The sequence below is a fragment of the Pseudomonas sp. UBA6315 genome (genome assembly GCF_002438125.1).
Classification (GTDB): domain Bacteria; phylum Pseudomonadota; class Gammaproteobacteria; order Pseudomonadales; family Pseudomonadaceae; genus Aquipseudomonas; species Aquipseudomonas faucium.
On the sequence record NZ_DJTF01000073.1, the window covers coordinates 1 to 11,229 of the forward strand.

The 11,229-nt window shown below is 65.5% G+C and carries 10 protein-coding genes; 4 read left to right on the forward strand and 6 right to left on the reverse strand.

The genetic code is table 11. The features are described 5' to 3' along the window. On the reverse strand, positions 1–302 hold a 302-nt coding region (locus tag B3E94_RS09100; RefSeq protein ID WP_414708144.1), incomplete at its 3' end, for an electron transfer flavoprotein subunit beta/FixA family protein. A 533-nt stretch (positions 303–835) separates the two neighbouring features. Here B3E94_RS09100 and B3E94_RS09105 point away from each other — a divergent pair. Further along, positions 836–2,518: an electron transfer flavoprotein-ubiquinone oxidoreductase gene (locus B3E94_RS09105; RefSeq protein WP_286913171.1), complete on the forward strand. Its 1,683-nt coding sequence runs from the start codon at positions 836–838 to the stop codon at positions 2,516–2,518. An 81-nt stretch (positions 2,519–2,599) separates the two neighbouring features. Here B3E94_RS09105 and B3E94_RS09110 read toward each other — a convergent pair whose 3' ends face one another. The 5 genes from B3E94_RS09110 to B3E94_RS09130 all read right to left on the reverse strand — a co-directional run bounded on the left by B3E94_RS09110 (position 2,600) and on the right by B3E94_RS09130 (position 5,913). Further along, positions 2,600–3,001, reverse strand: coding sequence for a type II toxin-antitoxin system MqsA family antitoxin (locus B3E94_RS09110; RefSeq protein WP_176516629.1), 402 nt, complete (start codon positions 2,999–3,001; stop codon positions 2,600–2,602). A gap of 2 nt (positions 3,002–3,003) precedes the next feature. Then, entirely contained in the window at positions 3,004–3,300 is a 297-nt protein-coding gene (locus B3E94_RS09115) for a type II toxin-antitoxin system MqsR family toxin (RefSeq protein WP_286913173.1), read from the reverse strand. 94 nt (positions 3,301–3,394) lie between these two features. Continuing rightward, positions 3,395–4,720: an MFS transporter gene (locus B3E94_RS09120; RefSeq protein ID WP_176516631.1), complete on the reverse strand. Its 1,326-nt coding sequence runs from the start codon at positions 4,718–4,720 to the stop codon at positions 3,395–3,397. A gap of 69 nt (positions 4,721–4,789) precedes the next feature. Continuing rightward, positions 4,790–5,266 carry a histidine kinase gene (locus B3E94_RS09125; protein WP_286913174.1) on the reverse strand — a complete coding sequence of 159 codons (477 nt, stop codon included), beginning with the start codon at positions 5,264–5,266 and terminating at the stop codon, positions 4,790–4,792. A 170-nt stretch (positions 5,267–5,436) separates the two neighbouring features. Next, on the reverse strand, positions 5,437–5,913 hold the full coding sequence (locus B3E94_RS09130) for a sigma-70 family RNA polymerase sigma factor (protein WP_176516634.1): 477 nt from the start codon (positions 5,911–5,913) through the stop codon (positions 5,437–5,439). Between the two features lie 195 nt (positions 5,914–6,108). Here B3E94_RS09130 and B3E94_RS09135 point away from each other — a divergent pair, with 195 nt between their 5' ends. From B3E94_RS09135 to B3E94_RS09145, 3 genes are read left to right on the forward strand one after another with little or no spacing between them, the layout of a single operon-like run. After that, the gene (locus B3E94_RS09135; RefSeq protein WP_286913176.1) at positions 6,109–7,287 is read left to right on the forward strand and encodes an efflux RND transporter periplasmic adaptor subunit; all 1,179 of its coding nucleotides are present in this window, start codon (positions 6,109–6,111) and stop codon (positions 7,285–7,287) included. Next, positions 7,288–9,252 carry a MacB family efflux pump subunit gene (locus B3E94_RS09140; protein ID WP_286913177.1) on the forward strand — a complete coding sequence of 655 codons (1,965 nt, stop codon included), beginning with the start codon at positions 7,288–7,290 and terminating at the stop codon, positions 9,250–9,252. A gap of 3 nt (positions 9,253–9,255) precedes the next feature. Next, the gene (locus tag B3E94_RS09145) at positions 9,256–10,659 is read left to right on the forward strand and encodes an efflux transporter outer membrane subunit (RefSeq protein ID WP_286913178.1); all 1,404 of its coding nucleotides are present in this window, start codon (positions 9,256–9,258) and stop codon (positions 10,657–10,659) included. Positions 10,660–11,229: the final 570 nt, after the last annotated feature.

Sequence of the window (11,229 nt, forward strand, 5' to 3'; positions counted from 1 at the left end):
AGCGCCTTGGCCACGGCCAGGGAGTTCAGTTCATCGGCGGCTTCGACCAGGATGGCGCGGTCAGCACCCAGTGCCAGCGCGGTACGCAGCTGTTCCTGGGCGGTGGTCGGGCCGACGGAGACGACGACGATCTCGGTCGCAACGCCTTTCTCTTTCAGGCGCACGGCTTCTTCCACGGCGATTTCGCAGAAGGGGTTCATGGACATCTTGACGTTTGCAAGGTCGACGCCGGAGTTGTCCGCCTTGACGCGAACCTTGACGTTGTAGTCGACCACTCGTTTGACAGCTACAAGAACCTTCATGGATTCCTCGTTACTCTCCGGTGAATAGATAGTCGCCTGGGCTAAGCCCTGCGATGCGCGTGGGTACAAGGGCACCTCTAAAAACGTACCGGGAAGCGCGAACTTCACAGTGACCAATCAGTCCTGTTCAGACGCTTCGGGCAAAACCCGCGAGTCATTTTCTGTCGTGGCGTGTAGACTCCACTACAAAACCGGGATCGGCCCGAAAACCCTGCGCTACGCCTGGTCTTTAGGGGTGCACCTGCGCCCGACGGTCAGCCTACGGCGAGCGTAAAACCGCTCGTATCTTGACCGTAACACCCAATCCGGTCAATACGGCAAATCGGTCACCCTCCAGCCGCGTTCCTGTGATTTTACTGGCCTGCGGCAAATTCAAACAAACGTTTGTATTGGACCCGCCGAGTGGTGTAGATATAATGCGCGGCCAAGACAATACGGTGTAGTCCCCCCTTTGCGTAGCTACAGTTTCGCTCCCGTGACGAGCCGCTGCACGCAAGCACCCCAATAAGACCCAAGCAACAGCACGAGCCTTGATGAGTAGGAGAGAACCAGTGGAACGCGAATACATGGAATTCGACGTGGTCATCGTCGGCGCCGGCCCGGCGGGCCTGTCCGCCGCCTGCCGCCTGAAGCAGAAGGCCGCCGAAGCCGGTAGCGAGATCAGCGTCTGCGTGGTCGAGAAAGGCTCCGAAGTCGGCGCCCACATCCTCTCCGGCGCGGTGTTCGAACCGCGCGCCCTGAACGAATTGTTCCCCGACTGGAAAGAACTCGGCGCGCCGCTGAACACCGAAGTCAAGCGCGACGACATCTACGTGCTCAAGGATGCCGGCAGCTCGACCAAGGTGCCTGACCTGTTCGTGCCCAAGACCATGCACAACCAGGGCAACTACATCATCTCCCTGGGCAACCTGTGCCGCTGGCTGGCCCAGCAGGCCGAGAACCTGGGCGTGGAAATCTACCCGGGCTTCGCTGCCCAGGAGGCCCTGTTCGACGAGAACGGCGTGGTTCGCGGCATCATCACCGGTGACCTGGGCGTCGACCGCGAAGGCAACCCGAAAGACGGCCTGTACACCCCAGGCATGGAACTGCGCGCCAAGTACACCCTGTTCGCCGAAGGTTGCCGTGGCCACATCGGCAAGCAGCTGATCAAGCGCTTCAACCTCGACAGCGAAGCCGATGTTCAGCACTACGGCATCGGCCTCAAGGAAATCTGGGAAATCGACCCGTCCAAGCACGAGCAGGGCCTGGTGGTGCACACCGCCGGCTGGCCGCTGGACGTGATCAGCGCCGACAACACCGGCGGCTCGTTCCTCTACCACCTGGAGAACAACCAGGTGGTGGTCGGCCTGATCGTCGACCTGTCCTACGCCAACCCGTACCTGTCGCCGTTCGACGAATTCCAGCGCCTCAAGCACCACCCGGTAATGAAGCAGTACCTCGAAGGCGGCAAGCGCATCAGCTACGGCGCCCGCGCCATCTGCAAGGGCGGCCTGAACTCGCTGCCGAAGATGGTCTTCAACGGCGGCGCCCTGATCGGCTGCGACCTGGGCACCCTGAACTTCTCCAAGATCAAGGGCAGCCACACGGCCATGAAGTCGGGCATGCTCGCGGCCGACGCCGTGGCCGACGCACTGATCGCCGGCAGCGAGGGCGGCGATGCGCTGAACAGCTACGTCGAGGGCTTCAAGGCCAGCTGGCTGCATGAAGAGCTGTTCGCCAGCCGCAACTTCGGCCCGGCGCTGCACAAGTTCGGCCCGCTGCTCGGCGGTGCGTTCAACTACGTCGACCAGAACTGGTTCGGCGGCAAGCTGCCGTTCACCCTGCACGACACCAAGCCGGACTACGCCTGCCTCAAGCTGGCCGCCGACTCGAAGAAGATCGACTACCCGAAACCGGACGGCAAGCTCAGCTTCGACAAGCTCAGCTCGGTATTCCTCTCCAGCACCAACCATGAAGAGGAACAACCCTGCCACCTGAAGCTGACCGACCCGAACATCCCGATCGCCAGCAACCTGCCGCTGTACGACGAGCCAGCCCAGCGTTACTGCCCGGCCGGCGTGTACGAAGTGGTCACCCAGGAAGACGGCAACAAGCGCTTCCAGATCAACGCGCAGAACTGCGTGCACTGCAAGACCTGCGACATCAAGGACCCGGCCCAGAACATCACCTGGGTCACCCCTGAAGGCGCGGGCGGGCCGAACTACCCGAACATGTAAGCCCCTGCCCTTGCGGCAAACAAAAGCCCCCTGGCCTCACGGCCCGGGGGCTTTTTCGTATGCAGGTTCTTGTGCCAGGGCTCAGGCAGTCCTAACTTCCTCGAACAGCTCAGGGTGGCGATCGAGCAGCTTGAACAGCTTGACCAGCGCTACGGGCGGGCTGGTCTTGCCATTCTCGTAGCGAGAAAAAGCATTCACCCCGCCGCCAAAGATTTCACCTGCTTCTCGCTGATCGAGGTCGAACTTCTTGCGCACAGCAGCGATGAAATTGGGATCAACCTCTGCCGCATTGACTTGCCGATCAAAGGCCGTCATCCGTTCACTGACGCGATGGGCTTCATCGAAGCTCAGAACCACCTCGCCACAAACAGGACAGTATTGGCCCGTGACATCCGGGATCGATGTTGTCTGCCCCTTGTAACGATAAGGCATGTCTTGTGTATCTTGCGCCAGTTCCGCGCCACCGCATATCGGGCACTTCATGATCACAACTCCTTGAAAGACACGATAAGCACGTCATCGATGACTGACAGCTTGAGGTAGAGGTAGCCGACCGCTGTGAGTGGCCGATACACATCCTGCCAAACTTGATGATCCCCATGACTGGTCATGCTTTTGTAGAAATCCTTTCGGCTCAACCCCCGAATGACGTCCACCATGCAGGCAAAATCGAGACCCAACGCCCTCGCCCCTTTCAAAGCGGCGCCCGTCGGGCTGATTCGGTTGGCGGCAACGAGTGAGTGAACCCGCTCCAGGGAGCAATGAGGCGTTCTCTTTTCCATGAGAAATTAACCTTTTAGGTTAAATTTGGCTAATAGGTTATTCCAATAGCCTCCACCCAAAAGATTGCCTCACCGCCCACCGGCCACTAGCCCCTCATTTGTCACCGCACATGATCGGCATCGGCTCCGCGGCAAACGCCAGCGGCTCGCGGCGCCCGAAGTACAGCGCGGTCAGCAGCCCGACCGTGCCCATGATCAGACAAAACCCGACACACACCCACGGGCTCCACGGCATCAGCGCAATCAGCGCCAACGGCGTGGTGCTGGCCCAGAGCGCATAGGCGACGTTGTAGGTAAAGGAAATGCCCGACACGCGAATCTCGGCCGGGAACAACCCGACCATCACCGACGGCACCACCCCCACCACGCCACACGACAGCCCCGCCAGCGCATAGGCCAGCCAGGTCATGCCCCACTGCCCCACCAGGCTCGCATAAAGCGCGCCGATGCCCAGCGGCAGCAACAGGCTGTAGATCATCAGCGCCCGCCAGGCGCCCAGGCGATCGACCAATAGCCCGGCCAGCACGCAACCGATATTGAGAAAGACGATGCCAACGCTGCTCAGGGCGAAGGTGTGCCCGGCGCTCATGCCGAAGCGCTGCTGCATCACGGTCGGGGTGATCACCACCAGCACCACCACCGCCGAGGTCAGCACGCAGGTCAGCAGCGCCGCCGGGATCAACACCCGGCGGTGCTCGCCCAGCACCCGTCGCAGCGGGAACTTCACCGGCTTTTCCTGGCGTTCGCGCAGCGCCAGGAACACCGGCGTTTCACTCAGCCAGCGGCGCAGCCACACGCCAATCACGCCGAACACCCCGCCCAGCAGGAACGGGTAACGCCAGGCGTAATCGAGAATCTCCTGGGGCGTGAACACCTGCGCCAGCAGCGTCGCGGTCAGCGCACCGAGCAGGTAGCCAAACGTCAGCCCCGCCTGCAGAAAGCCCAGGGCATAGCCGCGCCGCCCGGGTGGCGCATGTTCGGCAACGAAGGTCCAGGCACTGGGCACCTCGCCCCCCACCGCCGCGCCCTGCAGGATGCGCAGCCCCAGCAGGATCAACGGCGCCGCATAGCCGATGTCGGCATAGGTCGGCATCACCCCGATCAGCAGGCACGGCAAGGCCATCATCAAAATGCTCAGGCTGAACACCCGCTTGCGCCCCAGGTGGTCAGCGAAATGGGCCATGAGGATGCCGCCCAGCGGCCGCGCCAGGTACCCGGTGACGAAGATCCCGAAGCTCTGCAGCAGGCGCAGCCACTCGGGCATCTCGGGCGGGAAGAACAGCTGGCTGAGGGTCAGGGCAAAGAACACGAAGATGATGAAATCGTAGATTTCCAGCGCGCCGCCCAGTGCCGCCAGGCCCAGGGTCCGGTGATCGCCGCGGCTGAACCGGGGCGGGCGAGCGGTATCGATGGCAGTCATTGGCAGGAGTCCGCAAATCGGCAAAGGGCAAGAGGATAGCAAATCCCCGCCAGCCCCTGCCGTCCCCGCTTAGCGGCTGAACACCGTGTGCGCGAAGTTGCGCCGCTGGTAGGCCTGCTTGCCGCCGGACAACCCCGGTGGCAGGGCCAGTTTGCCGATCACCACCGGTGCATCGATGATCGCCATGAAAGACTCCAGCGCCTCGTTGTCCGGCACCTGCGGCAGGCTGACGTTCACCGCTTGGCGCTCGGTCTGCGGCACCGCAGGGACTTTCAGGTGCTGGGAGTGATACAGCAGAGCGTGCTGGATCTGCGCACTGACCCGGCAAAAGCGCGCCAGGTCGACGCCGGCATGGCTGCCCAGTTCGTAGTTGCCCACCAGCAGGTTGAACGGCTCCAGCGCGCAATGCACCAGGCGCTGCAGTTCGTCGAAGCTTTCCACCGGGGCGATCCGGAAATAGCCCAGGCCATTGAGCAGTTTTTCCAGCTGCAGGCGCTGGCACGGGTGCTCGTCGGCAATCAGGATGCGCAGGGTCTTGTTGGTCATTGTCGGACCTGGGCAGTCAGGTGAATAGGGGCACGCTCCCTGACCAAACTGCGCCAGTAACCGGCAACCGCCAGGAACTTTCTGGAGGGGTCAATCTAGATAGTTGTCGGGAAACAGTGAGAAATCAAGTGGCCAGCACACAGAATTTTCACTGACTTACGACCACTTTTTCAGGATTCCCATTGGCGCATGCGCACCCGGCAGTGCTTCATGGCGGTGACGATGTGCTTTTCTACCAGGCTGCGCGAGATCCCCAGGCGCTCGGCGATCTGCGGGTGCGACAAGCCCTCCAGCTTGCGCAGCAGGAAACTGTCGCGGCAGGGCTTGCTCAATTCGTCCAGGGCCTTGCGCATCAGCGCCAGGCGCTGGTCAAGCTGCAGGTTCAGGGTGGGCGGCGCGGTGTGCCAGCGCTCGTCCTGGTCCAGCACCTCCAGCGGCTCGGCCTGGCGCAGCAGGTGGCGCCGATGGCGGTCGATCACCAGGTTCAGCGCGGTGCGGTAAAGGAAGGCGCGGGGGTGCTCGATCTGCTGCGTGCCGGTTCGCTCCAGCACCCGCAGGTAGGCATCGTGGGCAACGTCTTCGGCCGCCTGGCGGTTGCCCAGGCGGGCAGCAAGGAAGCTCACCAATTCGCGATAGTAATGTTCCACGACGGCACCTGGGGTCGTCCTGACAGGCCGGGACAAGGTCTGAGTGATAACAGCGACGGATCTTACAAATTATAATTATTCTCAGCAACACTCCTGCAGCCGCTGTAAATCCACCCCGCCTACCTTCGTCTTACTGGCACCTCCCTGCGCGCCCTGCCCTGGCCGCGCGTGGCCCACCCCTGGCTGGAAGCCCGCATGAGACGCTCACCCAATACCCGCCGCCGCATCGCCCTTGGCAGCCTTGGCTTGCTGGCCCTGGGCTGCCTGCTGGCCTGGAAGGCGCTGCCCTATGGCGCCCTGCCGGTCAGCACCGTCGCCGTTGCCCGTGGCGACATCGAAAGCAGTGTCACCGCCCTCGGCACCCTGCAGCCGCGCCGCTACGTGGACGTGGGCGCCCAGGCTTCCGGGCAGATCCGCACCCTGCACGTGGAAGCCGGCGACCAAGTGCGCAAGGGCCAGCTGCTGGTGGAGATCGACCCCTCGACCCAGCAGGCCCGGCTCGACGCCGGGCGTTTCTCGATCGACAACCTCAAGGCCCAGCTCGCCGAACAACAGGCGCAATACCTGCTGGCCCAGCAGCAGCACAAGCGCCAGCGCGAACTGGCCGCCGCCGGCGCCACCCGCGCCGAAGACCTGCAGGCCGCCGACGCCCAGCTCAAGGTGACCCAGGCCCGCATCGCCATGTACCAGGCGCAGATCCGCCAGGCCCAGGCCAACCTGCGCAGCGACGAAGCAGAGCTCGGCTACACGCGCATCTACGCACCCATGGACGGCACCGTGGTCGCGGTGGATGCGCGCGAAGGCCAGACCCTCAACGCCCAGCAGCAGACCCCGCTGATCCTGCGCATTGCCAAACTGTCGCCGATGACCGTGTGGGCGCAGGTCTCGGAGGCCGACATCGGCAAGGTCAAGCCCGGCATGACCGCCTACTTCACCACCCTGGCCGGCGGCAAGCGCCGCTGGCACAGCACCGTGCGCCAGATCCTGCCGATCCCGCCCAAGCCGCTGGCCCACGCCAGCCAGGGCGGCGGCAGCCCGCTCAGCGCCAGCGCCGGCTCCGCCGCCAGCCAGGTGGTGCAGTACACCGTGCTGCTGGACGTCGACAACCCCGACGGCGCGCTGATGGCCGACATGACCACCCAGGTGTTCTTCGTCGCCGGCCACGCCAGCCAAGTGCTCACCGCACCGCTGGCCGCCCTGGACGACGGCGCAGGCGAGAGCCTGCGCCTGGCCCAGGTGCTGGGCAAGGATGGCAAGGTCGAACAACGCCAGGTGCGCATCGGCCTCAGCGACCGCCTGCGCGTGCAGATCGTCGACGGCCTCGACGAAGGTGAACGCCTGGTCATCGGCGCCCCTGCCGCCAGTGGAGGTTGAATGGACACGCCCCTGATCGAGCTGCGCGATATCCGCAAGTCCTACGGCGGCGGCGACACGCCCACGGTCGAGGTGCTGCGCGGCATCAGCCTGAGCATCCGGCCCGGCGAGTTCATCGCCATCGTCGGCGCCTCCGGCTCCGGCAAGTCGACCTTGATGAACATCCTCGGCTGCCTCGACCGCCCTACCACTGGCAGCTACCTGTTCGCCGGCAAGGACGTCGCCCAGCTGGATGGCGACCAACTGGCCTGGCTACGCCGCGAAGCCTTCGGCTTCGTGTTCCAGGGCTACCACCTGATCCCCTCCGGCTCGGCCCAGGAAAACGTCGAGATGCCCGCCATCTACGCCGGCACCCCACCGGCCGAACGCCACGCCCGCGCCGCCGCCCTGCTGACCCGCCTGGGCCTGGCCAGCCGCCTGGGCAACCGCCCGCACCAACTGTCTGGCGGCCAGCAGCAGCGTGTGTCGATTGCCCGGGCCTTGATGAACGGCGGCCACATCATCCTCGCCGACGAACCCACCGGCGCCCTCGACAGCCACAGCGGCCGCGAAGTCATGGCCCTGCTCGACGAGCTGGCCAGCCAGGGCCATGTGATCATCCTCATCACCCACGATCGCGCCGTGGCGCAGCGGGCCCGGCGGGTGGTGGAAATTCGCGATGGCCTGATGGTCAGCGACTCCGCTGCCGGCCAGCCGCCACAAGCCACGGCGCAAAGCCTGCAGGCCGATACCCTGCGCCAGCGCCTGGACCGCGGCGCCACCGCGCACGGTGCCTGGCAAGGCGAACTGCTCGAAGCCCTGCAAGCCGCATGGCGGGTGATGTGGATCAACCGCTTTCGCACCGCCCTGACCTTGCTCGGCATCGTCATCGGCGTGGCCTCGGTGGTGGTCATGCTCGCCGTCGGCGAAGGCAGCAAACGCCAGGTGATGGCGCAGATGGCCGCGTTCGGCTCCAACATCCTCTACCTCAACGGCCGCCCGCCAACCCTGCGCGAGCCCGGCGGCATCGTCACCCTCGACGATGTCGCGGCCATCGCCGAGCTGCCCCAGGTGCAGCGGGTAATGCCGGTGATCGGCAGCAACGTGATGGTGCGCCATGGCAACAACAACCAGAAGTTCTACGTCGGCGGCAACAACGTCGAGTTTCCGCGCATCCTCAACTGGCCGGTGGTCGAGGGCAGCTTCTTCAGCGAAGCCGACGAGCGCGGCGGCGCCGCCGTGGCGGTGATCGGCCAGAAGGTCCGGGACAAACTCATGGCCCCCGGCAGCGATGCCCTGGGCCAGTACCTGCTGATCGGCAACGTGCCGTTCCAGGTGGTCGGCCTGCTCGCCGCCAAGGGCGCAAGCTCAGGCGATCAGAAGAGCGACGAGCGCATCGTGGTGCCCTATTCCGCCGCCGCCACCCGCCTGTTCGGCAGCCATGACCCGGAATACGTGATCATCGCCGCCGCCGACTCGGCCCGGGTGGCCGACAGCGAAGCGGCGATCACCCAGCTGATGCGCAAGCGCCACCAGGGCAAGGACGACTTCGAACTGACCAACGACGCAGCGCTGATCCAGGCCGAGGCCCGCACCCAGAACAGCCTGTCGCTGATGCTCGGGGCCATCGCCGCGATTTCGCTGCTGGTCGGCGGCATCGGGGTGATGAACATCATGCTCATGACCGTGCGCGAACGTACCCGCGAAATCGGTATCCGCATGGCCACCGGCGCCCGCCAGCGCGACATCCAGCGCCAGTTCATCAGCGAAGCGGTGATGCTGTCGATGGTCGGTGGCGTCACCGGCATCCTCCTGGCCCTGGCGATCGGCGGCGCCCTGACCCTGGCGCAGGTGGCCGTGGCCTTCGCCCTGCCGGCCATCCTCGGCGCGTTCAGTTGCGCCGTGGTCACCGGCATCGTGTTCGGCTTCATGCCGGCGCGCAAAGCCTCCCGGCTCGACCCGGTCAAAGCCCTTACCAGCGAATAAGCCATGACATTGCCAAGCCGCATCAGCCTTTTGACCCTGTGCCTGGGCCTCGCCGCCTGCAGCACGCCACCGCCGCCCGCCAGTGGCATCGCCGCCCCGCTGCACTGGCAAGGCGAAACAGCCACCGCCAATCTGGGCCTGCCGTCGTCCACCTGGTGGCAAGCCTTTGCCAGCCCCGAGCTGAACCAGCTCATCGACCGAGCCCGGGCCAATGCCCATGACCTGGCGGCCGCCACGGCGCGGGTTCGCCAGGCCCAGGCCCGCGCCGTGATCGCCGGCGCCCCGCTGCTGCCGGAGCTGCAGGCGGGCCTGGACGGCAGCCGCCAGCGCCTGCTGCATGGCGACGGCGCCGACTCGCTGGACGTGAGCCGCCGCCAGCCGACCTACACCACCTTCGGCACCCAGCTCAGCGCCAGCTACGAACTCGACTTCTGGGGCGGCCTGCGCGCCGCCCGCGCCAGCGCCCTGCACGGCCTCGACGCCAGCCGCTTCGACCGCCAGACGGTGCAGCTGACCCTGTTCAGCGCCGTGGCCGACAGCTACCTGCAAGGCCTGGCCCTGGGTGAACAACTGCGTATCGCCCAGCTCAACCTGAGCAACGCCCGCGACGTGCTGCACCTGGTCGAAAGCCGCGAGCGTGCAGGCTCCGCCACGCGCCTGGAACTGGCCCAGCAGCGCAGCCTGGTGGCCGCCCAGCAGCGCCAGCTGCCGCTGCTCGAACAACAGTTGCAGGACAGCCGCGTGACCCTGGCGACCTTGCTCGGCGACCCGGTGCAGGCGCTGCCTGCCAGCCAGCAGGCACTCGCCAGCGTGCAGTGGCCCGCCATCGGCAGCGGCGTGCCCAGCGAGCTGCTGGCTCGGCGCCCGGACATCGCCGCCGCCGAGGCACGCCTGGCCGCCGCCAGCGCCAACGTGCAAGTGGCGCGGGCGGCGCTGCTGCCCAAGCTGACCCTGGGCGCCAACCTGGGCACCGGCGCCAATACCTTCGCCGAGGTGTTCGACACGTCCTACTACACCCTCACCGCAGGCCTGGTGGCGCCGGTGTTCAACAACGGCCGGCTGCGCGCCGCCAGGCAGCTGGCCGAAGCCGAGCAGGACGAACTGCTGGAGACTTACCGCAGCAGCATCCTGGCTGGCTTTGCCGATGTCGAGAAGGCGCTGAACGCCATCCACGGCGTGGACCGCCAGCGCCAGTGGCAGGACGAGGAAGTGCTGCAGGCACGCCAAGCCTTCGACCTCGCGCAGCAGCGCTATGGCGCCGGCGCCGAGACCTTGCTGAGCGTGCTGGAAACCCAGCGCACCCTGTACCTGGCCCAGGACCAGCAGGCGCAGCTGCGCCTGGCCCGGCTGCAAGGCAGCGTGGCGTTGTACAAGGCGTTGGGTGGGGGGTGGCAGGTCGAGCGTTGAGCACCAAAAGCAAGCCCTTGTGTGAGCCCTTGTGGGAGCCGGCTTGCCGGCGATGAGGCCGGCACAGGCAAAAACCAGTCAGCCTGCCAGGGCCCTATCGCCGGCAAGCCGGCTCCCACAGGAAATCGCGGAGGCGTTCAGATTCTGGGCAAGGCAACGGCTATCAGCGTTTTGGGGAGCAGCAGGTCAAGCACTGAGCTCCAGCGCATTACACAAAAGCAAGCCTTGTGTGAGCCCTTGTGGGAGCCGGCTTGCCGGCGATGAGGCCGGCGCAGGCAAAAACAGTCAGCCTGCCAGGGCCCCATCGCCGGCAAGCCGGCTCCCACAGGGGATCGCGGGGGCGTTCAGATTCCGGGCAAGGCAACGGCTATCAGCGTTTGGGGAGCAGCAGGTCAAGCACTGAGCGCCAGCGCATTACACAAAAGCAAGCCCTTGTGTGAGCCCTTGTGGGAGCCGGCTTGCCGGCGATGAGGCCCGCGCCGGGAAAAACCAGTCAGCCTGCCAGGGCCCCATCGCCGGCAAGCCGGCTCCCACAGGGGATCGCGGGGGCGGTCAGATTCCGGGCAAGGC